This is a genomic window from Mycolicibacterium chitae, from assembly GCF_900637205.1.
Classification (GTDB): domain Bacteria; phylum Actinomycetota; class Actinomycetes; order Mycobacteriales; family Mycobacteriaceae; genus Mycobacterium; species Mycobacterium chitae.
In genome coordinates this window covers 2,182,008-2,207,670 of the sequence record NZ_LR134355.1, presented here as the reverse complement: position 1 = coordinate 2,207,670, position 25,663 = coordinate 2,182,008, and the positions used below count along the sequence as shown (strand labels likewise).

The 25,663-nt window shown below is 67.6% G+C and carries 19 protein-coding genes; 1 reads left to right on the top strand and 18 read right to left on the bottom strand.

The annotated features are described in order from the left end of the window. Window position 1: 1 nt before the first annotated feature. Complete coding sequence (locus EL338_RS10420; RefSeq protein ID WP_235666501.1) at window positions 2-859, bottom strand: PhnD/SsuA/transferrin family substrate-binding protein; 858 nt, start codon at window positions 857-859, stop codon at window positions 2-4. A 198-nt stretch (window positions 860-1,057) separates the two neighbouring features. Here EL338_RS10420 and EL338_RS10415 point away from each other — a divergent pair, with 198 nt between their 5' ends. Then, on the top strand, window positions 1,058-2,836 hold the full coding sequence (locus EL338_RS10415; RefSeq protein WP_126333690.1) for an ABC-F family ATP-binding cassette domain-containing protein: 1,779 nt from the start codon (window positions 1,058-1,060) through the stop codon (window positions 2,834-2,836). A 2-nt stretch (window positions 2,837-2,838) separates the two neighbouring features. On the opposite strand, the gene EL338_RS10410 is transcribed toward EL338_RS10415, so the two are convergent. From EL338_RS10410 to pheS, 17 genes are all read right to left on the bottom strand, one after another. Then, window positions 2,839-3,708: an alpha/beta hydrolase gene (locus tag EL338_RS10410; RefSeq protein WP_126333689.1), complete on the bottom strand. Its 870-nt coding sequence runs from the start codon at window positions 3,706-3,708 to the stop codon at window positions 2,839-2,841. Window positions 3,709-3,724: 16 nt separating this feature from the next. Beyond that, the gene (gene argH, locus EL338_RS10405; RefSeq protein ID WP_126333688.1) at window positions 3,725-5,137 is read right to left on the bottom strand and encodes an argininosuccinate lyase; all 1,413 of its coding nucleotides are present in this window, start codon (window positions 5,135-5,137) and stop codon (window positions 3,725-3,727) included. 97 nt (window positions 5,138-5,234) lie between these two features. Continuing rightward, window positions 5,235-6,434: an argininosuccinate synthase gene (locus tag EL338_RS10400; RefSeq protein ID WP_126333687.1), complete on the bottom strand. Its 1,200-nt coding sequence runs from the start codon at window positions 6,432-6,434 to the stop codon at window positions 5,235-5,237. Window positions 6,435-6,481: 47 nt separating this feature from the next. Beyond that, a complete protein-coding gene (locus tag EL338_RS10395; RefSeq protein ID WP_126333686.1) occupies window positions 6,482-6,988 on the bottom strand; it encodes an arginine repressor in 507 nt (168 codons plus the stop codon). Further along, a complete protein-coding gene (gene argF, locus EL338_RS10390; RefSeq protein ID WP_126333685.1) occupies window positions 6,985-7,944 on the bottom strand; it encodes an ornithine carbamoyltransferase in 960 nt (319 codons plus the stop codon). The genes EL338_RS10395 and argF overlap by 4 nt, the downstream gene beginning before the upstream one ends. Then, window positions 7,941-9,131: an acetylornithine transaminase gene (locus EL338_RS10385; protein ID WP_126333684.1), complete on the bottom strand. Its 1,191-nt coding sequence runs from the start codon at window positions 9,129-9,131 to the stop codon at window positions 7,941-7,943. Before EL338_RS10385 ends, argF begins: the two co-directional genes overlap by 4 nt. Continuing rightward, entirely contained in the window at window positions 9,128-10,003 is an 876-nt protein-coding gene (gene argB / locus EL338_RS10380) for an acetylglutamate kinase (protein ID WP_126333683.1), read from the bottom strand. The genes EL338_RS10385 and argB overlap by 4 nt, the downstream gene beginning before the upstream one ends. A gap of 114 nt (window positions 10,004-10,117) precedes the next feature. Next, on the bottom strand, window positions 10,118-11,359 hold the full coding sequence (gene argJ, locus EL338_RS10375; protein WP_276005934.1) for a bifunctional glutamate N-acetyltransferase/amino-acid acetyltransferase ArgJ: 1,242 nt from the start codon (window positions 11,357-11,359) through the stop codon (window positions 10,118-10,120). Further along, a complete protein-coding gene (gene argC, locus EL338_RS10370) occupies window positions 11,314-12,348 on the bottom strand; it encodes an N-acetyl-gamma-glutamyl-phosphate reductase (RefSeq protein ID WP_126333681.1) in 1,035 nt (344 codons plus the stop codon). Before argC ends, argJ begins: the two co-directional genes overlap by 46 nt. 57 nt (window positions 12,349-12,405) lie before the next feature. Further along, entirely contained in the window at window positions 12,406-15,612 is a 3,207-nt protein-coding gene (locus EL338_RS10365) for a type I restriction endonuclease subunit R (protein WP_435404931.1), read from the bottom strand. 5 nt (window positions 15,613-15,617) lie between these two features. Further along, on the bottom strand, window positions 15,618-16,694 hold the full coding sequence (locus EL338_RS10360; protein ID WP_126333680.1) for a PDDEXK nuclease domain-containing protein: 1,077 nt from the start codon (window positions 16,692-16,694) through the stop codon (window positions 15,618-15,620). A 2-nt stretch (window positions 16,695-16,696) separates the two neighbouring features. Then, window positions 16,697-17,485: a restriction endonuclease subunit S gene (locus EL338_RS10355; RefSeq protein ID WP_327391022.1), complete on the bottom strand. Its 789-nt coding sequence runs from the start codon at window positions 17,483-17,485 to the stop codon at window positions 16,697-16,699. 398 nt (window positions 17,486-17,883) lie between these two features. Continuing rightward, window positions 17,884-19,500: a class I SAM-dependent DNA methyltransferase gene (locus EL338_RS10350; RefSeq protein WP_126333678.1), complete on the bottom strand. Its 1,617-nt coding sequence runs from the start codon at window positions 19,498-19,500 to the stop codon at window positions 17,884-17,886. Continuing rightward, window positions 19,488-21,518 (bottom strand): DNA-binding protein, encoded by a 2,031-nt coding sequence (locus EL338_RS10345; RefSeq protein ID WP_126333677.1) that lies wholly within the window; start codon window positions 21,516-21,518, stop codon window positions 19,488-19,490. The genes EL338_RS10350 and EL338_RS10345 overlap by 13 nt, the downstream gene beginning before the upstream one ends. 88 nt (window positions 21,519-21,606) lie before the next feature. Continuing rightward, a complete protein-coding gene (locus EL338_RS10340; protein WP_126333676.1) occupies window positions 21,607-21,903 on the bottom strand; it encodes a hypothetical protein in 297 nt (98 codons plus the stop codon). A gap of 154 nt (window positions 21,904-22,057) precedes the next feature. Next, window positions 22,058-24,553 carry a phenylalanine--tRNA ligase subunit beta gene (pheT, locus tag EL338_RS10335; RefSeq protein ID WP_126333675.1) on the bottom strand — a complete coding sequence of 832 codons (2,496 nt, stop codon included), beginning with the start codon at window positions 24,551-24,553 and terminating at the stop codon, window positions 22,058-22,060. Continuing rightward, complete coding sequence (gene pheS / locus EL338_RS10330) at window positions 24,553-25,593, bottom strand: phenylalanine--tRNA ligase subunit alpha (RefSeq protein WP_126333674.1); 1,041 nt, start codon at window positions 25,591-25,593, stop codon at window positions 24,553-24,555. The genes pheT and pheS overlap by 1 nt, the downstream gene beginning before the upstream one ends. Between the last annotated feature and the right edge of the window lie 70 nt (window positions 25,594-25,663).

The window sequence follows — 25,663 nt, the reverse complement described above, 5'->3', positions numbered from 1 at the left end:
CTCAGCTGCCGATGAATTCGGAGAAGTCGTTCACGCCGACGGCCTGATACATCGACCGCACCACGTCGTAGTCGCCGTCGGTGACGGTCACCAGGGTCGCGTTGTCGTACTTCGCGTTGTCCTTGCCCTCGAGCATCGCGGGCAGGAGCGTGTCGAAGTGGTCGACGAAGGTGGTCCGGATGGTCTCCACGGTCGCCTCGTCGAGATCCTCGCGGGCCATCAGCAGATCGGGCGGCAGGACTGGCCCCTCGGCCAGCATCCGGAACTGCGCCGGATCGTCCTCGGTAGCCATGAACTCCTCGTAGTCGTGACAGCCGATGCCGACCGAGGCCACATCACCGCGCTTGAGCGCCTGATGGACCGTGTCGCCCACGGTGAGCACCTCCATGTCGGCGACCGGGTCCAGTCCGGCGTCAACGAGGATCTGCGAGGGCCCGAGATGTCCACTGGTGGAACCGACGTCGGACATCGCGATCTTGGTGCCGCGCAGTGCGTCGAGGTCGGCCGGCCCGTCGCGGGTGGTGTAGATGCAGGAGCGGTAGCCGTCGCGTTCGATCGCGACGATGGGCTCGGCGCCGGTGCGCTCGTGCAGCACCACGTACTCGGCCGGGCCGGTGAAGACCACGTCCACCCGGTCGGCCTGCAGCGCCGCGGCGGCGGCCGTGCGGTCGTTGACCGCGAAGAAGTCGACGTCCAGACCGGACTGCTGCTCGAATTCGTCCTTGAAGGCCCCGAACTCGCGTTGCAGTTCCTCGAGACCCTGCAGGTCGGTGACCGCCAGCCGCAGCGTCGGGGACTGGGCATGTTCCTCGCTGGGCGCGCCGCTGCAGGCCGCGACGGCGGCCGTCACGGTCAGCATTCCCACCGCGCCTACGATCGTGCCGCGTACAGACATCATGTTCTCTTCCGTTCGTTCGCCGATGGTCGCTGCAACTGCCGTATAGATGTCTAGATGTGCAACCGGAACTGCGGGTTAACGGCTGCTGACGGCTGAAAATCGGCTCGATGGCCAGCGCGGTCGACGCCGGGAGGCCCCCGGCCGATAGGGTCGGCGGCAATGGCACACCTACTCGGCGCGGAGGGACTGCACCTGCAGTACCCCACCAAGGTCGTCTTCGATTCGGTGTCCCTCGGTGTCGACGACGGCGATCGGATCGGCATCGTCGGACGCAACGGCGACGGCAAGTCCAGCCTGCTCGGCATGCTGACCGGCGCGGTGCGGCCCGACGCGGGTCGCGTCACCCGGCGCAGCGGGCTGCGGGTGGGTGCGCTGGCCCAGGCCGACCTCCTGGACGATGACCACACCGTCGGGCACATCCTGGTCGGCGATCAGGCCGAGCACGAGTGGGCCGGCGATCCGCGGATCCGTGACGTGGTGGGCGGGCTGGTCGCCGACATCGAGTGGAACGCCCGGGCGGGCACGCTCTCCGGTGGTCAACGTCGCCGAGTTCAGTTGGCCGCGTTGCTGATCGGCGAGTGGGACGTCATCGCGCTCGACGAGCCCACCAACCACCTCGACGTCGAGGGCATCACCTGGCTGGCGGAGCACTTCAAGGGACGCTGGGCACGTAACACCGGCGGCCTGCTGGTGGTGACCCACGACCGGTGGTTCCTCGACGAGGTGGCCACCGCCACCTGGGAGGTCCACGACGGCATCGTCGAACCGTTCGACGGCGGGTACGCGGCCTACGTCCTGCAGCGGGTGGAACGCGACCGCGTCGCCGCGGCGGCCGAGGCCAAGCGGCAGAACCTGATGCGCAAGGAACTGGCGTGGCTGCGGCGCGGGGCCCCCGCGCGGACCTCGAAGCCGAAGTTCCGCATCGACGCGGCCAACGCGTTGATCGCCGATGTGCCGCCGATCCGCAACACCGTGGAATTGGCAAAGCTGGCCACCGCCCGGCTGGGCAAGGACGTCGTCGACCTGCTGGACGTCTCGGTCTCCTTCGACGGGCGCACGGTGCTGCGCGACATCGAATGGCGCATCGGGCCCGGTGAGCGCACCGGCATCCTCGGCGCCAACGGCGCGGGCAAATCCACGCTGCTGGGTCTGATCGCCGGCACCGTCACCCCGGACTCGGGACGGGTCAAACGCGGCAAGACCGTCCAGTTGGGCGTGCTCGACCAGCAGTCCGGAATCCTGGCCGAGGTGGAGGGCGACCTGGTCCGCGAGGTCATCGGCCGGCTGAAGGCCGGTTATGTGGTCGACGGCCGCGAGCTGACGCCCGCGCAGCTGTTGGAGCGGCTCGGCTTTGCCCGCGAACAACTTTCGAATCGGGTATCGGATCTGTCCGGCGGTCAGCGGCGCCGGCTGCAGTTGATGTTGACGCTGTTGGCCGAGCCGAACGTGCTGATCCTCGACGAGCCCACCAACGACGTCGACACCGACATGCTCACCGCCACCGAGGATCTGCTGGATTCCTGGCCGGGCACGCTGATCGTGGTCTCCCACGACCGCTACCTGCTCGAGCGGGTCACCGATCAGCAGTACGCAATCCTCGACGGCCGGCTGCGGCACCTGCCCGGCGGTGTCGAGGAGTACCTGCGGCTGGCGGCCGAGCCCCGCGACGCCCCCGCCGCGCGGACGGCTCCGGAACCCGTTGCCGACGAGGCGCTTTCCGGGGCCGAGCTGCGCGCCGTGGAGAAGGAGATCGCCTCGATCGACCGGTCGCTGGCCAAGCTGTCGGACCGGATCGCCGCCAAACACCAGGAACTGGCCGACCATGATCAGTCCGATCACGTCGGCCTGGCGGCACTCACCGAGCAGTTGCGTGCCCTCGAGGCCGAGGTGGAGGAACTCGAATCGCGCTGGCTGGAGCTTTCCGACAAGCTGTCGTGAGCTCAGGCCGCGGTGATCCGCCGGAGAAAATCGATCTGATCGGCGACGATCCGCGGCCGCACCTCTTCGGCGTAGAAGTCGAAATGCGCCACCGGGTAGGTCTTGCGCTCACTGTGCGGCACCGCATCGGCCAGGGCTTCGGCAAGCTCCGGCGGGGTTTCGGCGTCGCCGGCTCCGATGCACACCAGCACCGGACAGGCCACGCTCGGCGCGACGGTCGCCGGCCGGTAACGCAGCATCTCCAGCAGTCCGCGCGGGGCCACCTGGTTGCGCCAGGTCGGGCTGGTCATGCCCGCGATGACGCGCTGCGCCTCGTCGCTGGCGATCACCGCGAACTCGCCGCGCCCACCCACGGCGGACAGGTAGAGCGGCGGAAGCCGTAGTTTACCGCGCAGCCAATCGCCGACCATGACGCCGAGCAGCTTGAGTGTGGCTGCGGTGGAACGGCCTTCGACCTTGCGCGGGAAGCCATTGAACGGAATCTGGGCGATGACGGCGGCGATGTCGGGATCCCGGGACGCGGCGGTGACGACATGTCCGCCGCCCAGCGAGGTGCCCCACAGCATCACGGAGTCGACCTCCTCGATCCCGCGGGCGCGGTCGACGGCCGCGGCGATGTCGGCGAGCTGACCCTCGACGCTCATCACCTGGCGGGGTTCGCCGTCACTGACACCGAAGCTGCGGTAGTCGAAAGTCAGGACGTGGTAGCCGGCCGTCGCGAAGTCGCGGGCGGTGGCCCGCAGAGCCGGGGTGTCCTGGGTACCACCGAATCCGGTGCACATCACGATGCAGTGCCGGCTCGGATGGGCCGCGCGATACACCTGACCCACGCAGCGGGTCCCCTCAGACGTGAACACGACCCGCTCTGTCATGTCCCCAGCCTAGGACTCAGCCGAACAACCGGATGCGCAATTCCTCGACGGTCCGCCGCACGCCGGCGAGCTGGTTGGCCACCTGATCCGGGGCGGTGCCGCCGCGCGCGTTGCGCGAGTTCACCGAGCCCTCGACCGTCAGCACCTCGCGGACCGCGGGCGTCAGCGCCGCGTCGATGGACGCGAACTCCTCGTCGGTGAGTGCATCCAGGCCCACCCCGCGACCCTCGGCGATCCGGACCGCCGCGCCGGCGGCCTCGTGCGCGTTACGGAACGGAACACCCTGGCGCACCAGCCATTCGGCGATATCGGTGGCAAGCGTGTAGCCAGCCGGGGCCAGCTCGGCCATCCGCGCCTCGTCGAAGGTCAGCGTGCCCACCAGGCCGGCCATCGCCGGCAACAGCAGTTCCAGCTGCGCCACCGAGTCGAAGACCGGTTCCTTGTCCTCCTGCAGATCCCGGTTGTAGGCCAGCGGCTGGGCCTTGAGGGTGGCCAGCAGGCCGGTCAGGTTGCCGATCAGCCGGCCGGACTTGCCGCGCGCCAACTCGGCGATGTCCGGGTTCTTCTTCTGCGGCATGATCGAACTGCCCGTCGACCAGGAGTCGTGCAGGGTGACGTAGCCGAACTCCGTTGAGCTCCAAATGATGATGTCCTCGGCCAGCCGGGACAGGTCCACGCCGATCTGGGCCAGCACGAACGCCGCCTCGGCCGCGAAGTCGCGGGCTGCGGTGGCATCCACGGAGTTGTCGGCCGCTCTGGCGAACCCGAGGTCGGCCGCGATGGCGTCGGGGTCCAGTCCGAGCGAGGATCCGGCCAGCGCCCCGGACCCGTACGGCGACACCGCGGTGCGCCTGTCGAAGTCGGCGATGCGGTCGACGTCGCGCAGCAGCGGGTGCGCGTGGGCCAGCAGGTGGTGGGCCAGCAGGATCGGCTGGGCCGACTGCAGGTGGGTCTTGCCCGGCAGCACGGCGCCGGGATGCGCGGCGGCCTGGGCGGCCAGCGCACCGACGACCTCGAGTACGCCGTCGGCGACCCGGCGCACCGCGTCACGCAGCCACAACCGAAACAGCGTGGCCACCTGGTCGTTTCGCGAGCGTCCCGCGCGCAGCCGGCCGCCCAGCTCGGGTCCGACGCGGTCGATCAGGCCGCGCTCGAGGGCACCGTGCACGTCCTCGTCGCTGGGCAGCGGACCGAAGCTGCCGTCGGCGACGTCGGAGCCCAGCGAATCCAGCCCCGCGAGCAGCCCGTCGCGCTGCTCATCGGTGAGCAGCCCGGCCGAGTGCAGCACCTTGGCGTGCGCCTTGGAGGCGGTGATGTCGTAGGGCGCCAGCGCCCAGTCGAAGTGCGTCGACTTGCTCAGCGCCGCCAGCGCCGGCGACGGCCCGTCGGCGAACCGGCCGCCCCACAGCGAACCCTCGTTGGTGCTCATGACAACCGCCTCGAAACCAACGCGAGCGTGCGCAAACTACGCACTTTGCGCGGCGTGTCGGCCGCGAACACGCCCGCTCGCGGGAAGGGGGTGGGGGTCACAGGCCGAGGTCGCGCTTGGCGGAAATCTTCGACGACAGGCCGTGCACGTGCACGAAGCCCTTGGCCGACGACTGGTCGAAGGTGTCGCCCTCGTCGTAGGTGGCCAGGTTGAAGTCGTACAGCGACTGGCTGCTGCGCCGGCCGTTGACCGCGATGTGCCCGCCGTGCAGCACCAGCCGGATCTCGCCGGTGACGTGCTCCTGGGTGTGCTCGACGAAGGACTCCAGCGCGCGCTTGAGCGGCGAGAACCACAGGCCGTCGTACACCAGCTCGCCCCACTTCTGGTCGGTGCCGCGCTTGTACCGGCCCAGCTCGCGTTCGAGGGTGACGTGCTCGAGCTCGGTGTGGGCGGTGATGAGCACCATGGCGCCCGGGGCCTCGTAGATCTCGCGGCTCTTGATGCCAACCAGCCGGTCCTCGACCACATCGAGCCGGCCCACGCCTTGGGCGCCCGCGCGGCGGTTGAGTTCCTCGATGGCCTGCAGCACCGTGACCGGCCGGCCGTCGATGGACACCGGCACACCCTTCTCGAAGCCGACGATCACCTCGTCGGGGGTGCTCCAGTTGAGGGTGGGATCCTCGGTGTAGTCGTAGACGTCCTTGGTGGGCGCGTTCCACAGGTGCTCGAGGAAGCCCGTCTCCACTGCGCGGCCCCACACGTTCTGGTCGATCGAGAACGGCGAACGCTTGGTGACGTTGATCGGGATGGCGTTCTCCTCGGCGAAGGCGATGGCCTTCTCCCGGGTCCAGGCGTAGTCGCGGACCGGGGCCAGCACCTCGAGATCCGGGGCCAGCGAGGCGAATCCGACCTCGAAGCGGACCTGGTCGTTGCCCTTGCCGGTGCAGCCGTGCGCGACGATGCCGCCACCGTGCTCGCGGGCCGCGGTGACCAGGTGCTTGACGATCAGCGGCCGGCTGATCGCCGAGACCAGCGGGTAGCGGTCCATGTAGAGCGCGTTGGATTGGATGGTCGGCAGGCAGTACTCGTCGGCGAACTCGTCGCGCGCATCGACCACCACCGCCTCGACGGCACCGCAGTCGATGGCACGCTGACGCACCACCTCCATGTCCTCACCGCCCTGACCGAGGTCGATGGCCACGGCCACCACTTCGCGGCCGGTCTCTTTCCCGATCCAGCTGATCGCCACGGAGGTGTCCAGACCGCCGGAATACGCCAGGATGACGCGCTCAGACATCACCGATCTCCTTCATCATTTTTCTTCAGTCTCTGGGTGGTTTTCAGTCATTGCAGTTCTTCGAATGTGATCGCGAGCTCGGCGCCGGTCATCGGCTCGCGCGCGATCACCAGCACCGTGTCATCGCCGGCAACCGTACCGACCACGTTGGGCAGCGCCGCACGGTCGATGGCGCTGGCCAGATAGTGCGCCGCGCCCGGCGGGGTGCGCAGCACCGCGAGGTTCCCGCTGGCATCGGTGGACACCAGCAGCTCCCCGAGCAGTTTCGACACCCGTTCGGTGCCGCCGGTGACGCCCCGCACCGGGCTGCCGTCCTCGGGGATGACGTAGGCGCCGCTGCCGCCGTCGGCGCCACGCAGCTTCACCGCGCCGAGTTCCTCGAGATCGCGCGAGAGGGTCGCCTGGGTGACCTCGATGCCCTCGGCGGCCAGCAGGCCGGCGAGTTCGCCCTGGCTGTGCACCGAGTGCACCGAGAGCAGCGCGATGATCCGGGCCTGTCGTCCGGCCCGGGTCGACGCGACGCCCGGCGCGGTCTTGCCCGCGACGTCGGTCACGAGGACACCGTCCCGCTTCGCTCGAGCAACCAGACCAGCAGCGCCTTCTGGGCGTGCAGCCGGTTCTCGGCCTCGTCCCACACCGCGCTCTGCGGTCCGTCGAGTACTTCGTCGGTGATCTCGTGGCCGCGGTGCGCGGGAAGGCAGTGCAGCACAATCGCTTCCGGATCGGCCAGGCCCAGCAGCTCGGCGTTGACCTGGAACGGCCGGAACGGGCGGACCCGATCGAGCCCGTCGTTCTCCTGCCCCATCGACGTCCAGGTGTCGGTGACCAGAACGTCGACGCCTTCGACGCCGGCGCGGGGGTCGTTGGTCAGCGTCACCGAGGCGCCGGTCTCGGCCGCGCGCTGTTGGGCGGCGGTGACGAACTCCGGCTGCGGTGCGAAACCCTCGGGCGCGGCGATGGTCACGTGGATACCCGCGGTGACGCCGCCGAGCATCAGGGAGTGGGCCATGTTGTTGGCGCCGTCGCCCAGATAGGTCAGCCGCAGTCCAGCCAGGGCGCCCTTGCGCTCGGCCAGGGTCTGCAGGTCGGCGAGGACCTGACACGGGTGCAGCTCATCGGACAGGGCGTTGACGATCGGGACGATGGCCCCGGAGGCCATCGCGGTCAGCCGCTCCTGGGCGAAGGTGCGCCACACGATGGCGTCGACGTAGCGCGACAGCACGGTGCCGGTGTCCTCAAGGGTCTCCTCGCGCCCCAGCTGCGTGCTGCGCCCGTCGACGACGATGGCGTGCCCACCGAGTTGGGCGATGCCCATCTCGAAGGAGAACCGGGTGCGGGTGGAGTTCTTCTCGAAGATCACCGCGACGCCGCGCGGCCCCTCGAGCGGGCGCCGGCTCAGCGGTTTGCGCTTGAGTTCGGCGGCCAGGGCCAGCACCTCGGCCTGCTCGGCCGGGCTCAGGTCGTCGTCGCGCAGGAAGTGTCGGATGCCGCTGGGCTGTGCTGCTGTCATGAGGTCTCCTGTGCGGTATCGAGGACGCCGGGCAAGGCTTCGACGAAGCCACTGAGCTGATCCTCGGTGATGATCAACGGCGGGGCCAACCGCACGACGTCGGCGGCCGCGGCGTTGACCAGGAAGCCGGCCTCGCGGGCCGCGGCCTCCACGGCCTTGGCTTTCTCGGCGGTCAACACGACGCCCTGCAGCAGGCCGCGGCCCCGAACATGGCTCACCAGTGGGTGTTCGAGGCTCTCGATGCCGTGACTGAGCGTCTTGCCCAGCACGTCGGCCCGGGTGATCAGGTCCTCGTCGCGCAGCGTGCGCAGCACCGCGAGCGCGGCCGCGGTGCACACCGGGTTGCCGCCGAAGGTGCTGCCGTGCAGGCCCGGGGTCATCAGGTCGGCCGCGGCGCCGATGCCGATGCACGCGCCGATCGGCAGGCCGCCGCCGAGGCCCTTGGCCAGGGTGACGATGTCGGGGGTGATGCCGTCGTGCCGGTGGGCGAAGAAGGCCCCGGTGCGCCCGACCCCGGTTTGCACCTCGTCGAGGGCCAGCAGCGCGCCGTGTTCGGCGGTGATGTCGCGCGCCGCGGCCAGATATCCGGCCGGCGGCACGACGACGCCACCCTCGCCCATGATGGGCTCCAGGAACACCGCGGCGGTGTCGCCGTCGACGGCGGCCGCCAATGCCGCGATATCGCCGTACGGGACGTGGCTGACCTCGCCGGGCAGCGGTGCGAACGGCGCCTGCTTGGTGGGCTGGCCGGTGAGCGCCAGCGATCCCATGGTCCGGCCGTGGAAAGCACCCTGTGCGGCAACGAGTTTGGTGCGCCCGGTCAGTCGGCTGATCTTGAAGGCGACCTCGTTGGCCTCGGTGCCGGAATTGCAGAAGAACACCCGGGCGCTCTGCTCGGTTCCGAGGTGGTCGACGAGCGCCTCGGCCAGCGCGATGCCCGGCTCGGTGGCGTACAGGTTCGACGTGTGGCCCAGCGTGTTCAGCTGGGTGGTGATGGCCTCGATGACGGCCGGGTGGCGGTGGCCGAGCAGGTTGACGGCGATGCCGCCGAGCAGGTCCAGGTACGCCTTTCCATCCGGGTCGGTCACGACGACGCCATCGCCGCTGGCCAGCGCCAGCGGTGGGGTGCCGTAGTTGTCCATCATCACCGCGGACCAACGCCGTTGCAGGTCTTGGGTTTCCGTCATGCTTGCGCCACCACCTTTGTCCCGGCCCCCGCATCGGTGAACAGTTCGACCAGCACACAGTGCTCGACCCGGCCGTCGATGACGTGGGCGCTGGGCACCCCGCCGTTCACGGCCCGCAGACAGGCCTCGATCTTGGGCACCATCCCGGACTCCAGCGTCGGCAACAGCTGAGTCAGCGCCGCGGTGTCGATCTCGCTGACCAGCGAATCGCGATTCGGCCAGTCGGTGTACAGGCCTTCGATGTCGGTGAGCATCAACAACTTCTCGGCGCCCAGCGCCTCGGCCAACGCCGCCGCGGCGGTGTCGGCGTTGATGTTGTGCACCACGCCGTCGACGTCGGGGGCGATGGTGGACACCACCGGGATCCGGCCGGCCGCGATCAGGTCCACCACCGCGGCGGTGTTGACGTGTTCGACGTCGCCAACCAGACCGATGTCGGTGGACACGCCCTCGACCATCACGCTGCGCCGCACGGCGGTGAACAACCGCGCGTCCTCGCCGGTGATCCCGACGGCGTAGGGACCGTAGGCGTTGATGAGGTTCACCAGTTCCCGACCGACCTGACCGAAGAGCACCATCCGGGCCACGTCGAGGACCTCGGGGGTGGTGACCCGGAAGCCGCCCTTGAAATCGCCGACGACGCCGAGCCGTGTGAGCATTGCGGTGATCTGCGGGCCTCCGCCGTGCACGACGACGGGCTGGATTCCGCAGTTGCGCAGGAAAACCATGTCCGCGGCGAAGGCCGCCTTCAGGACGTCGTCGGTCATGGCGTTGCCGCCGTACTTGACCACGACGATCTTGCCGTGCAACTGCTGCAGCCACGGCAGCGCCTCGGCGAGGACCTGCGCTCGGGTCTCGGTGCTGACGGTCATGAGCTCGCTCCTCCGCACTGCTCGTCCCTCGCAGCGCTGCGTCGACTCGCGGCGGTCATGAGCTCGCTCCTCCGCACTGCTCGTCCCTCGCAGCGCTGCGTCGACTCGCGGCGGTCATGAGCTGTAGGCCGAGTTCTCTTCGACGTAGGCGTGCGACAGGTCGGTGGTGCGGACGGTGGCCCGCGCGTCACCGAGTTGCAGATCCACCAGCACTTCGATGTCGGCGCCGGACAGGTCCACCTCGCGAGCGCCGGCGGCGCCCATCCCGTCGATGCACACCGGAAAACCGTTGAACGACACCGAGATCAGGTCGTGCTGCACCGTGAACGGCACCATCCCGACCGCGGCCAGCACCCGACCCCAGTTCGGGTCCGAGCCGAACAGGGCGGTTTTCACCAGGCTGTCGCGGGCGATCAGCCGCGCCGCGGTGAGGGCGTCCTCCTCGGTACGGGCGCCGGCCACGGTGATGGTGATCCGCTTGGTCACGCCCTCGGCGTCGGCCTGCAGTTGCGCGCACAGGTCTTCGCAGGCCAGCAGGACCGCGCGGTCGAGATCCTGCTGGCTGGGCACGATCTCGCTGGCACCGGAGGCCAGCAGCAGCACGGTGTCGTTGGTCGAGCAGCTGCCGTCGATGTCGAGGCGGTCGAAGGTCAGCGCCGCGGCCCGGCGCAGCGCGGCGTCGAGGGCCTCGGCGTCGGCGACCGCGTCGGTGGTCAGCACCACCAGCATGGTCGCCAGCGAGGGCGCCAACATGCCGGCCCCCTTGGCCATGCCGCCGACGGTCCAGTTGTCCGCGTGGTGCAGCGCCACCTGCTTGGGCACGGTGTCGGTGGTCATGATGGCGCGGGCGGCCTCCTCGCCGCCGGAGAGCCCGCCGGCCATCTCGTGCACGATCTCGAGGACCCCGGCGCCCAGCTTGTCCATCGGCAGCCGGTCCCCGATCAGGCCGGTCGAGCAGACCGCCACCTCGATCGCGCCGGTGTCGGTGCCCCACTGCGACAGCGCCGCGGCGACGGCCTCGGCGGTGGCGTGGGTGTCCTGGAAGCCCCCGGGCCCGGTGCACGCGTTGGCGCCGCCGGAGTTGAGGATCACCGCGCGCAGCCGGCCGGTGCCCAGCGCCTGCTGGCTCCACAGCACGGGGGCGGCCTTGACCTGGTTGCGGGTGAAGACGCCGGCCGCGGTGTAGTCGGGCCCCTCGTTGAACACCAGTGCCAGATCGAGCGCCCCGGAGGCCTTGATGCCGGCCGCGATGCCCGCGGCCCGGAAACCCGCCGGGGCGGTGACGCCCTGGGTCCGCAACAGCCGTTCGGTCACGGCGCCACTCCCACGATCGACAGGCCCTCGGTCTCCGGCCAGCCCAGGGCCAGGTTCATCGACTGCACCGCAGCTCCCCCGGTGCCCTTGACCAGGTTGTCGATGGCGCACACCGCGACGAAGGTCGAGGCGTCCGCGTCGACGGCGATGGCCAATTGCGCGGCGTTGCTGCCGATCACCGCGCCGGTGCGGGGCAGCTGCCCGTCCGGCAGCAGGTGCACGAAAGGTTCGTCGGCGTAGGTCTTTTCGTAGGCGGCCCGCAGCTCGTCCACCGACGCCTGCGTGCGCGCGGTGCAGGTGGCCAGGATGCCGCGCGAGGTGGGGATCAACACCGGGGTAAACGACACCGTGACGTCGCGATCGGTCACGGTGCGCAGCCCCTGGGCGATCTCCGGGGTGTGCCGGTGCGCGCCGCCGATGTTGTAGGCCCGAGCCGAGCCGATGACCTCGGCGCCCAGTAGGTCGACCTTCGCGGCCCGCCCGGCGCCCGAGGTGCCGCTGACGGCGACGACGTTGACCGCGGGCTCGATCAGGTCGGCGGCCACCGCGGGCAGCAGCGCCAGCAGGGCGGCCGTCGGATAGCAGCCGGGCACCGCGATCCGCCTGGTGCCGCGCAACGCCTCGCGTCCGCCCGGCAGTTCCGGCATGCCGTAGGGCCAGCTGCCGGCGTATTCGGAGCCGTAGAACCGCGTCCAGACCTCCGCATCGGTCAGCCGGAAGTCCGCGCCGCAGTCGATGACCAGGGTGTCGGTGCCCAGCTGCTCGGCCAGCACGGCGGAGTGGCCGTGCGGCAGACCCAGGAACACCACGTCGTGGCCGCGCAGCGCGTCGATGTCGGTCGGTGCCAGCACCCGGCCGGCTAACGGCAGCAAGTGCGGATGATGTTCGCCGAGGGCGGTACCGGCGCTGCTGGCCGCGGTCATCGCGCCGATTTCCAGTCGGCCGTCCAGATAGGCCGGATGCCCGAGGAGCAGCCGGAGTATCTCGCCGCCCGCATATCCACTTGCACCCGCCAACGCTACGGAAACCATTTCACCGATTCTGCATGGTTATGCGGAATTCTGCAAACTAATTCCAGCTGGGCCTTGTCAGGTGGTTATCGCATTTTCCTCCGCATAGCGCGGTGCGAGCGACTCCATCTGGTTCATCACCGCCACGATTGCGGCCGGCTGCTGATCCGGCGGGTATCCGTACTTGCGGAGCAGCCGCTTGATCGAGGCTCGGAGCTTGGCCTTGACATCCTCACGCACCGTCCAGTCGATACGGGTGTCGCGCCGCATCGTGGCGACCAAATCTCGTGCGATCTGGGCGAGAACGTCATCACCCATGACATCAACCGCTGAAGAGTTCTGGGTGACGACATCGTAGAACGCGAGTTCATCGGTGGCCAGCGGTGGCGCGAACTGCTTTCCACGGTCCGCTTCGGCCACCACCTCCTCAGCCAGTTCAACCAGCCGCGCAATCACCTCGGCAGCAGTTAGCTGCTGATTCGTGTACTTGGCCATCAATTCGTCGATGCGTTCCGAGAACAGCTTGCTGCGTACTTCATTGCCGCGGGTCGACTCCCGAGCCTTCTCCAGCAAGCTAGCTTTGAGCGCCTCGATCGCCAGATGTGCCTTGTCAGGTTTCTGCACATCCTCAACCCACGCGGGGGTCAGGTGATCCAGTTGCGGCAGCTCCAATCCGGCGGCCCGGTAGATGTCGATGACGCCGGTGGTTTCCGCCGAACCGACCACAATGTCGCCCAAAAGCCGCTTGATGTCGTCGGGGATCGGCTCACCGGAAGCAATGCGATCCCGCGCATCCAGCTTCGCCATCCAACCCCGAACCTCTTCGTAGAACCGCACATCTGGACGGACGCGCTCGAGCTCGGCGTCTCGGTCGGAATGACCTCCGGTCAGCGCCCACGCTCGGGCCAGCTTCGCCGACAGATCGCGGAACGTGTCGGCCAGCGGACGGCGCGCCGGGTCGTCGGGGTCGACGTTGCCCGGCGTTGCGGGCGACCGCAACTGGACCGTGACATCGCGAGCAGCCCGGTACCAACCCTGCTTCGGGTCAGCCCGCACAACGTCGCGCCATTGCTCACCGACCAGCGCATGCAGCTTGCTCAACAAGTCATAGACGATCGTGGCCGCCTCGGCCACGTTCTGGCCGACCAGCTTGTCGCCGGTGTCCGTGGTGTTGCGGGTGAACTCTGCAAGCGCCTTGGTCAGATTCTCCACCAACGGCGAGTATGCGACCAGCAAGCCGTCTTGTTTTCCCTGGTAGGTGCGGTTCACCCGGGCCAGGGTCTGCATCAGCAACGCGCCCCTGAGCGGACGGTCGATATAGAGGGTGTGCAGTGCCGGGGCATCGAAACCGGTCAACATCATGTCCTTGACGATCACGATTTCGAGTTCGTCATCCGGATCCTTGACGCGCTGCTTGACCGCGGCTGTCGCACTGGGCCGCCGCAGATGTTTGGTGATCGCCGGGCTGTCTCCAGGCGAAGCCGTGTACACCACCTTGACCACGCCCTTGTCGTCGGCATCGTCGTGCCAATCCGGTCGCAGCGTGATCAGTTCCTCGTACAGCCGCGCGGCAATGGACCGGGTGGCACAGACCACCATGGCTTTGCCGGGGCCTCCGATGAACGGCCGCATCAGGTCTCGTCGCGTCTCCCAGTGCCGCACCAGATCTGCGGCCAACTCGCGGACGCGATCCGGCGCGCCGTACACCGTGTCGAGAACGGCCACGCTCCTTTGCAGCCGCTCCTTGTCCACTTCGTCCAGGCCCGCTGTGACTTCTTCTGCAGCGTCGTCGATCTGGTCGTCGTCGACGTCGTCGACGCGGGCCAGTTTGATCAGGCGCGGCTCGAACAGCACCGGCACCGTGGCTCCGTCGGACACCGCCCGGTGCAGGTCGTACACATCGATGTCGTCGCCGAATACCCGGCGGGTGTCACGCTCGCCTTCGGCGATCGGTGTCCCGGTGAACGCGATCAAGGTGGCGTGCGGTAGCGCCTTCTTCAGATGCGCGGCGTAGCCGTCGAGGTTGTCGTAGTGGCTGCGGTGCGCTTCGTCGGCGATCACGATGATGTTCCGCCGCTCCGAAAGCAGCGGATGGTCTGCCCCGGAGTCCCGCTCGTCCTTCGTCAGTCCGAACTTCTGCAGCGTAGAGAAGTAGATGCCGCCACTGCGGGTATCGGTAAGTTTCTGACGCAGTTGTTCACGGTTGGTGACCTGCTGCGGGTGCTCGGGCAGCAAGGTGCTGACGTTGAAGCCGTCATAGAGTTGGCTGTCGAGTTCGGTGCGGTCGGTCAGCACGATCACCGTCGGGTTCGCCAACCGTGGATGGCGCATCACCTTGGCGGTGTACAACTCCATTTCCATCGACTTGCCCGAGCCCTGGGTATGCCAGACGACGCCGGCGCGACCGTCCGTATCGACGGCTTCGATGGTGCTGCCGACCGCCTTGGTCACCGCAAAGTACTGATGGGGCTTGGCGATTCGCTTCCGCAGACCGGAGGCATCCTCATCGAACACAGTGTAGTCACGCAGCAACTGGCCGAAGCGTTCGACGTTGTAGACGCCCGCGATAGTGAGGTCCAGTTCGGTGGACGGTTCACCGTCGGACGCAAGTTCCCCATATTCGACTGGGTGCCCATCGTCGTCGACGTTCCAGGGCGCAAAATGGTTCCACGGGGTGAAGGGTGTGCCGTACTTGGCGTTGATGCCGTCGGTCACCAAGACGAAACAGGCAAAGCGGAACGCCATTGGGAACTCGCGCAGGTAGGTCTGCAATTGATTGTAGGCGGTCTCGGCGGTGGCCGACTTGGAGCCGGCCTGCTTCAACTCGATGATCGACAGCGGCAGACCGTTGACGTAGAGCACGGTGTCGAAGCGACGTTCGTATTGGTGGCTGCGGATGGTGACCTGGCTGACTGCCAGATAGCGGTTCTTGGCCGGGTCTGCGGACATGAACCGGATGGTTGGGTTCACCTCGCGTCCGTCGTGATCGATGTAGCTGATCCCGCGGTATCCCTCGGTGACGATCTTGTGCAGACGGAAGTTTTCTTTGATCGCATCCTGCGACTGTGGGGTGGTCACCTCGGCGTAAGCCTGCTGCAGGTACTGCTCGGGCACGTTCGGATTCAGGTTCCGCAGTGCCGTTTCGACCGCGCCGCGCAGCACGATGTCGTGCCAATTCTCACGCCCACCGGAGCCGGGCGCGATTTCCTTGCCACTCTTGTGTTCCCACTCGATCTCGCCGAGCTGGTCCAGAGTCCACTGTTCCCAATCTGATTCATTCATCACCCCGGTCACGGCACGTCTCCTTCTCCGGTGGCTTCATTGAGTTCGGCTTCGATTTCCTCGACGGTGGGCAGACTGGTCTGTAGTTCAGCCGGCAGGCTTTCGGTGATCGCGGTCTTCCACTCCGACACACCGATCGGTGCGATGTAGCCGCGTAACGCATACTCGGCAACGACGTTGCTCTTCGTTTTGCACAGCACCAGCCCGATGGTGGGCTTGTCATCCTCATGGCGAAGTACGTCGTCGACAGCGGCCATATACATCCCGAGCTGACCGAGATAGCTGGGATCGAAGTCCCCAGCCTTCAGTTCGATGACGATGAAGCAGCGCAACCGCAGGTGGTAGAAGAGCAGGTCGGTGTAGAAGTCGTTACCGTCGATCTCCAGGTGAACCTGCCGACCGACGAACGCAAAACCCTGACCAAGTTCGAGGAGGAATTTCTCGACATGGTCGATCAGTGCGCGTTCCAGATCGCGTTCCCGGCGGGTATCCGCGATCCCCACGAAGTCGAACAGGTATGGGTCACGGGTGGCCTGCTGGGCCATGTCCGAATCCGCCGGCGGCAGGGTCTGGGCGAAGTTGGTGATCGCCTTGCCCACGCGGTCATAAAATCGGGTATCGATGTGATGGACCAGAATGTTGCGGCTCCACCCTTCATCGATCGCGGACTGTGCGTACCATAGCCGCAGGTCAGGGGAATCCAGCTTCTCCAGCAGGGCGATGTGGTGATACCACGGCAATTGTGCAAGCGGTGCTTGCACAATTGCCTCTTGGGGCCATGTCTCGGCGAAGCTGCGCATGTACTTGAGATTGCGCGCCGAGAATCCCTTGACACCGGGAAACCTCTCGCGCAGGTCGGCAGCCAACCGGTCGATGACGCGGGCACCCCAGCCTTCGGCGGATTGGCGGGCCAGGATCTCGGCACCCACCTGCCAGTAGGTACCGACCAGTTCCTGGTTGGCGGCGCCGATGGCGCGGCGCCGACCGGTCTGGACCGTATCGGTGACCGCGTCCAGCAAATCCGGGTACCACTCCGGCACCATGCTCTTCGGCGGTGGCACAGGGAAAATCAGGTTCTCGCCCATCGCTACAGCACCTTTTCCACCTTGGCCTCGGCTTGTTTGACGGTGATCTTGCCGTTCATGAGCAGTGGGAGGAGTTCGTCGCGGGTGCGGGCGAGGACTTGATTTTCGTCCTGCCTCGCATTGATCGCGTCCGACATCGCGGACACGATGCCTCCGATTCGCCGCTGCGTGTCGATGTCCGGCAATCTGAGCTCCAGGGTCGCCAGAAGATCTCGCCGAAGTTCGGTTTGGCCGGTGCTTCCTTCAGCTAGCGACTCGATGTCGCGTTCCATTCCGGTGAGCACAGTTCCCGCGAACACCTCGTCCGCGAGTGAGGAATCGAAGCGGACGATCGAGATGTGCGAGTCAGCGGTCACTTCAGCATCCGAGCGGATCCATCGAGAAGTCCGCCCAAGTGTCCCTTGACCGGTCGAGTTCACCAGGACATCGTTCTGCCGAAGAACTTTCGTAGGAACCGTGGGAAGCGTCGAGGTGGTACGCGCAAGGGTGACATCGACGAGGCCATTCCTTACGCACTTCTGGTTGAGGACGACATATCCGGTATCCGAATATTTTGGCGCAGCACCACGGACTAGCGACGTCGTGATGTCTCCAAGCGGTACCGGGCGCGTCGGCCACCGGGTCGCTGACACAGCCGCAGCCGATAACGCCTGCGACGCATCAATCACCTGACGGTTCGCCGCGATCTTGTCGTCCAGCGCACCGAGGACGTCACTGACAGCACACTGCGTCGGCAAGTCTGGAAGATTCACAATCCATGAACCAAGTTGGTTCAGCGGGATGCGGCTCACAGTAGCTCCGTGAACCGAATTCTCCCGAATCAGTTCCTTAAACTCAGGAGACAGCCAGTAGTAGAGAAGAAATCTGGGGCGGACAACCTCATGATCTGGCCTAATGAGGCCCATCCTCCGTCCAAGACACGCCTCGACACCGGCTGGCATCAGCGCCGCCTCCCCCAGGCGCGTCTCGTATGAGAAGAGCAGGTCTCCCTCCTGAGGCTGAACGCGGCGTGTCCATTTCTTGAAGTCGTCATCATCCACGAAGTCCGACTGACCCAGATCGAGTCGCCCGTTGTCAAGACTCGCAATATTCAGGAAATACTTGCGACCAGTGTCGCGACGTCCGGGAGTAGCGTGAGGCCCGTCAAAGATCGCTCCCGCTTCATCTATGCGCCGACTCGTGAACCCCATCACACGAGCCTCCCCAACTGTTCCCGCACCACCGAATCCAATCGAACCGACTTATCCAGCGCCCCGGTGAGTTCCTTAGTGAGCCGCGCGACCTTCTCCTCGATGGGCTCTCCGTCGACCTCACCCTCCGCTGCGCCGACATACCGTCCCGGTGTCAGCGCAAAGCCCGCGGCCTTGATCTCGTCGAGCGTTGCGCTCTTGCAGAAACCGGGGACGTCCCGGTACTCGTCGACCGCCGACTCCCGGCCACGCCAGGCACGGAACGTGTTGGCGATGCGGTCAATATCGCCACCTTCGCCGTCGGAGAAGGTGCGCTCCACCCGGTCGATCATGTGGCCGAGTTCGCGGGCGTCGATGAACAGCACCTGGCCGCTGCGGTCGGTCTTACCGCCCTTACCCGCTGATTTGTCCTTGGCGAAAAACCAAACGCACGCCGGGATTTGGGTTCCGCGGAACAACTGCGAGGGCAGAGCGAGGATGCAGGAAACGACATCTGCTTCGACCATGGCTTGGCGGATACCGCCCTCGCCACCGGTGTTGGAGGTCATGGTGCCGTTGGCCATCACCACTCCCGCTTCACCCTGCGGAGCCAGCTTGCTCAGGATGTGTTGCATCCAGGCGTAGTTCGCGTTCCTGGCCGGTGGCACGCCGTAGCGCCAGCGCGGATCGTCTTCGCGGCGCACCCAGTCCTTGATGTTGAACGGCGGATTGGCCAGCACGTAGTCGGCCTTGATGTCCGGGTGGATGTCGCGCGCGAAGGTGTCCTGCCAGACCGTCCCGAGGCCGGCCGTGTCGATGCCGTGAATGGCGAGGTTCATCTTGGCCATCCGCCAGGTGCGCTCGTTGAACTCCTGACCGTAGACGGCGATGTTGGTCGGATCCTCATGGTGCCGTTCCAGGAATTTCTCGGCCTGCACGAACATGCCGCCGGACCCGCAGCATGGGTCGTACACCCGCCCGGAGTGCGGTTCCAGAACTTCGACCAGGGTCCGGACGATCGACTGCGGCGTGTAGAACTCGCCACCCCGCTTGCCCTCCGCCTTGGCGAACTTGTCGAGGAAATACTCGTACACCTCGCCAAGCAGGTCGCGCGCCTTGGACGCTCCCCCGCCGGCGAAACGGGCGGAGTTGAACAGGTCCAGCAGTTCCCCCAGCCGCCGCTGATCGACGTTCTCGCGGCCGTACATCGTTGGCAGCACACCGCGCAGTGATTCGTTGGCATCCATCAGGCCCCGCATGGCCTCGTCGATCAGGTTGCCAATGGACTGGGCATCGTTGCTAGCAGACGCGGGGATTCCCTTGGCATGCTTGGCCAAATACTCCCAGCGGCACTCGCGGGGCACCCAGAACACCCCGCTGCCGGTGTACTCGTCCTGCTCTTCGAGGGTTTCGCTGATGAAGTCGTCAGGCTCACTGGCGAGTTCGGCGGCAAGCTCCTCACGGCGTTCATCGAACGCGTCGGACACGTACTTCAGAAACACCAAGCCGAGCACCACATCGCGGTACTGGGAGGCATCCATCGAGCCGCGCAGCTTGTCGGCAGCCTTCCACAGGGTGTCCTTGAGTTCTTTACTGGTCGACGGCGCATCTGCAGCCTTCGCCTTTACCTTCGCCATACGGCGCTGTCCTCCTTCTTCCTGGGGTGCGCTCCCACTCCGGGTGTGTTGGGTTCTTTAATTTGTGCTGTCAATGTGCCCGCCGCCAGCCCGTTCGCCAGCTCGTTCTCCAGTGCATCGAGAGCTGACAGCTCGGCCCTCAGCGCGGCCCGGCGTTCCGCGCAACGACGCAGGCTCAGCGCCAGAGCGCTGCTGGCATCGGCGGGGACGGCCCGCACCGTCCATGAGGTTGGGTCGGTGCCACGCTGGGCGCAGATGTCGGCAGCCAACACCAGGGGCAGCAGCCGGAAGCGGCTGTCACGGCGATCCATACAGCGCACGATGCGGGCCGGGGCCTGAACCACGTGGCCGCCGACGTCGTCGACAATCGCTCGCGGCACACCCGTCGGTACGAACACGACGTCGCCGGGTTCGGTGAAGCGCGCTCGCGGCGCGGTGGATTCCAATGTGAGACGGTCGATTCGACGTACGCCGACCGGAATCTCGCCGCGGACCTCATCGGGGCCGATCACCGCAACGGTGCCGGCACCGGATGCGCGGCAATCCTCGGCCGACAACCGCACCCCTTTGAGCACCCTCGCCAGTCGGCCGGTACCGCTGACCGCCGAGGGCCATGGCATCGGCACCCTGAGTTGATCGTCCGTCGACGCCGCTAGGTCGATGTCGTCGATCACCCGCGCCGCGCACTGTGACGCCAACTCCCACACACGACTCAGCGCCGCACCTTTCACCTCAATATCGGGTTCGGACACGGGCCACGCGAGCTGGTGGCGGCGCAGTACCGCCGCCGAGTCGCGAGCCGCGCTGCGCAGGAATGAATGCTTTCCCACCCGACCGGAGACAGCGGCAACCACATCGGCTGCCATGGCATCGATTTCAGCGGTGTTGAGTGCGTGATCGGAGTGGTCGGCGTACGTCGTCCATTGCGGCGTACCGGGATAGGCCGGTGCCAGCACCCACATGGCCAGCCGGCGCCGACCACCGCCACGGCACATCCCCTTGGGCAACCGCGCGACATATCGCAGCGGCGCGATGTAGTGGTCACCTCGGACAAGTGCTTCAAAGCGGTGCCGCCATGCGGGGCCTTCGAGTGAATCGACCAACAGCGCCGCCGGGCCGACGATGAGAGCCCGGCCGCCCGGAGCGAGTTCCATGGCGAGTTCGCCGACCCAGTCGAAGAACGCCTCGGAGTCATCTGCGCCTGCTGCTGCCCACTGGCCGACGATGAGCGCGGTGGACAATGCATCACCCTCCCCGGCCTGGTGCAATTCCGCGCCCACAGCCTCGAGGCCGCGCCAGGCCGAGCGCTGCCACGCGGTATCCAAAAGGTCGTCCACAACCGCGAGGGCCGGCCGTTCGGCCTCGGTGAAGCGCGCGAAAGCGCCCCCGACGAGCATCAGACCCCCGGTTCGCTGCGGCACAAGCAAACCAGGTGTGTCGCGGGCCAACTCGGCCGCCACAGCCTGCAGCAGATCCGCCCCCGATCTGGTCAGCATCTCGGCATCGTCGAGGGTGGGTGCACGCCCGACCAGGCGAGCCAATGCCCGACCGCCCCCGAAACCCGCCTCGGCGAGACGGTCCATCGCGTTGACGAAAGGTTCGTCATCGAGCAGTTCGCCGATCACTTCGAGCGGCATGAGCGCATCGAAACAGGCTGTGTCGATCCCCTGGAGGACGGTGTCCATCGCCAGGCCGTTCAGTGGCTCACCGAGCTTGGCGTTGAGCAACAGAAGCATGGATGCGTCATCGAGACGGCTGGCGGCCGTATCCAGCAGCGATGAGTGGATCGCCGCGTCGTCAGCCGCGTGCGGGTTGTTTCCGCGACCCGTCGCCCGAAACCAGTCCGCCACGTCCGAGGCGTCGAACCGCAGGTGGGCACCTGGGATCGGTTCGGGGAACGGCAGGTCTGACGCGGCGTACCGCCCGCGCCAGACGGTGACGACCGGTCGGGCGACCTCGGCGAGGTCTGCGATGTCCTGCATTGACAGCGTGTCCATCACCACCTCCGTTCCGATCATGGGTTGGCCATTACGTCACATGAATCTAGAACTACCATCGCACCAAGTCACTCAGGATATCCGATAAGACCCCTTATCGGCTTTAAACCTATCCAATCTGGTCCGTCAATGCGATCTTGGTGATGCCCAGTTGCATGAGGAAGAAGGAGTCGCCGTGAGTCGTCGCAATCGTCGAAACCAGCCAGGACTGCGGTGCAGCCGCGGGCATCGCACCCCGCACCTCGGCACCTGTCCCACCGGCAAGATCCGATTCCCCGACCACACCGCCGCGGTGCACGCCCTGCACAGCGCGGCCACCCAACGGAACTTCGCCGAACAGGACGGCACCGTCACCAATCGTCGAGAAGTGCGCAGCTACAGCTGCAAGGAGTGCAAGGGATGGCACGTGACCTCGAAACCGATGCGGCAGACACGGCCGGCACCACCCGGACAGTGCAAAGGCGATGCGGAGCTACCGTTGCGATCGCATCGAAACGAGTGATCGGAGGGGTTAGACCGGGCAAGCCCACCAGCCGCCCGGCGTAGGAGAAATCGCCAGGTCAGGCGCGCTGGACGGCGCCGACGGCCGTGCCCGCGTGCTCGACTGCGGCCGCGCGCGCGGCACTGGCGTCGTCCTCGGTCAGCGTGCGGTCGGGGGCGCGGAACCGCAGCGCCAGCGTCAGCGACTTGCGGCCCTCTCCGATCTGCGGCCCGGTGTAGACATCGAACAACTCCACGGCCTCGAGCAGTTCGCCGGCGCCGGCGCGGACCGCGTCGATGACGGCCTGGGCTCCGACACTGTCCTCGACCACCAGGCTGACGTCCTGGAACACCGCCGGGAACGGGGAGACCCGCGGCGCGGGCAGCACGGTCGCGATCGGGATGGCCGCCAGGCTGAGCTCGGCCGCGCAGGTGCCCTTGGGCAGCCCCGAGCGCTCGACCACCGCAGGATGCAGCTGCCCGGCGTAGCCGACGCTGGTCTCGCCGACGAACACCTCGGCGCACCGCCCCGGATGCCACGGCAGCTGCTGCGCGGGCCGCAACGACACCTCGACACCACAGGCCCGGGCGACCACGCGCACCGCCTCGAAGGCGTCGGCGGCCTCGACGCGGCGGCCGGGACCCCAGGGGCCGCGTGGCTCCCGCAGGCCGGTGAGCACGACACCGACGTGCTCGGGTTGGCGCGGCAGCGACGCGTCCAGCGCGGCGATCTCGGCGTCGGTCGGACGACGATCGGTCGGGATCAGCTCGACGGCGCGGGTCTGCTCGGTGCGCTCGACTACCTGGGCGATCGCGAACAACGCCACATCCGAGGCACCGCGGGACACGTTGCGCCCCAACGCTTCCAACAGCCCGGGCAGCAAGGTGCTGGCCAGCTGCGGGCGGTCGGACTCCAACGGGTTGAGCACTGCGGCGGTGTTGCGGCGCGGGTCGTCGTCGGCCAGGCCCCAGGTATCGAAGATCCCCGCCGGCAGGAACGGCGTCGGCAGCACCTCGACGAACCCGGACAGCGCCAGCGACTTGCCGACGGCGCGGTGCCGCTGCTGGGCCGCGGTCAGTCCGCGCCCGGCCGGGGCGGCGGGCAGCACCGACGGGATTGCGTCGAGCCCCTCGAGCCGCAGCACCTCCTCGACCAGGTCGGCCGGGCGCTGCAGGTCGGGTCGCCAACTCGGCGGTGCGACCACCAGTTCGGCGGGATCGTTCTCGTCGACGACGACGTTCGCGCCGATCTGGGTGAGCCGGGCGGCCGCGACGCCGTCGGGATACTGCACCCCGGCCGTGCGGTCGGGCAGGTCGGCGGGCATCCGCACCGGGGCGCCGGACCAGTCCTCGCGCGGCGGGTCACCGCGCCAGTCGGTGAGCGTGGGTTCGACTCGGCCGCCGGCGATCTCGGCGAGCAGCGCGGCGCAGCGGTCGAGCGCGGCCACCGAGATGGCCGGGTCGACGGCACGTTCGTAGCGGCGGCCGGCCTCGCTGACCAGGTGCAGCCGACGCTGGGTGCGCGAGACCGCCGCCGGATCCCAGATCGCCGCCTCGAGCAGCACATCGGTGGACTCGTCGCCGATCTCGGTGCTGCCGGCGCCCATCACGCCGCCGATGGCCGCGGTGGCCACGTCGTCGACGATCAGCACGTCGCCCGGGTCCAGCTTGCGTTCGATGTCGTCGAGGGTCAGCACGGTCTCGCCGGGGCGGGCGAACCGCACCGCGAAGCCGCCCTGGATGCGCGCCCGGTCGTGGGCGTGCATCGGGTGCCCCAGTTCGAGCATCACGTAGTTGGTGACGTCGACGGCCGGGGAGATCGGCCGGATCCCGCACAGCATCAGCCGGCGCCGCAGCCACCACGGGGAGGCAGCGTGCTGGTCGATCCCCGTGACGGGGCGCAGCGCGAATCGGCTGACGCCGGTGGCGGGGTCGACCGTCAGCGACCAGGCCTCGCCCTCGACGGGCAGCGCCTCGACGTCGGCGGGGTCGACGAAGGGAAGGTCGAAGGCGCAGGCGATCTCGCGCGCCATGCCGCGTACCGACAGCCCGTAGCCGCGGTCCGGGGTGATGGCCAGGTCGAACACCACGTCGTCGAGACCGAGCACCTCGATGCCGTCGGCGCCGGGTTCGGCGGTGCCGGCGGGCAGCACCAGAATGCCCGAGTGATCGCTGCCCAGGCCGAGTTCGGCGGCCGAACAGATCATGCCGTCGGATATGCGGCCGTAGGTCTTGCGGCTGGCGATCTTGAAGTCACCGGGCAGGGTGGCGCCCGGCAGGGCGACGACGACGGTGTCACCGACGACGAAGTTGGTTGCGCCGCAGACGATGTCGCGGGGCTCGGACTCCCCCACGTCCACCTTGCAGGCCCGGATCGGCTTCTTGAACTCGGTTAGTTCCTCGATCTCGGCCACCCGGCCGACGGTCAACGGCCCGGTGACCGGACCGAGTGTGATCACGTCCTCGACCTCGTGGCCGATCCGGATCAGTGCCTGTTCGAGTTCGCTTGGCGTGGCGGCGAATTCCGGTGCGCCGGCGCGCACCACCTCACACAGCCAGCTGTACGGGATGCGCATCAGGCACCCACCCCGAACGGCAGGGAGAACCGCACGTCGCCCTCGACCATGTCGCGCATGTCGGGAATCCCGTTGCGGAACTGCAGCGTGCGTTCCAGACCCATGCCGAACGCGAACCCGGAGTACTCCTGCGGGTCGATGCCCGCGGCGCTGAGCACGTTGGGGTCGACCATCCCGCAGCCGCCCCACTCCACCCAGCCGGGACCGCCCTTCTTGTTGGCGAACCACACGTCGACCTCGGCCGAGGGTTCGGTGAACGGGAAGAAGTGCGGCCGCACCCGGGTGCGGCCCTCGGGGCCGAACAGCGCCCGCGCGAACGCATCCAGGGTGCCCTTGAGATGCGCCATCGTCAGGCCGCGGTCCACCGCCAGCCCCTCCACCTGGTGGAAGACCGGGGTGTGGGTGGCGTCGAGTTCGTCGGTGCGGAACGTGCGCCCGATGGAGATGATGTACACCGGCAACTCGCGGGCCAGCAGCGCCCGCACCTGCACCGGGGACGTGTGGGTACGCAGCAGTTGCCGCGAACCCTCCGGGGCCACGTGGAAAGTGTCCGACTCGCTGCGCGCCGGATGATCGGGGCCGAAGTTCAGCGCGTCGAAGTTGAACTGCTCGGTCTCGACCTCGGGCCCGTCGGCCAGTTCCCAGCCCATCGCGATGAAGGTGTCGGCGACGTGCTCGGCCAGGATCGTGATCGGATGGCGCGCGCCGGTCGGCTGCCGGGTGGACGGCAGGGTGACGTCGATGCGCTCGGCCACCAGCACCGCGGCATCGCGCTCGGCGCGCAGCACCGCGAGGCGATCGTCGAAGAGTTGCTGCGCGGCGGTGCGGGCAAGATTGACCCGCTTGCCGGCGTCGGAGCGTTCGGACTTGGGCAGGCTGCCCAGCGCTTGGCGGGCCTGGGCCAGCGGCGACCGGTCGCCGAGGTGCTCGGTCTTGGCCTTGGCCAGCGCGTCGATGTCGGCGGCGGCCTCGAAGGCCGCCCGGGCCGCGGCGACGGCACCGTCCAGTGCCTCGCCCGACAAATCCAGTTCGTCACCCACTCGGTGTGAGCCTCCTCAACAGTTGCGACACCGGTGTGACGCCAGTGCTGATCATAGGTGATGACCGTTG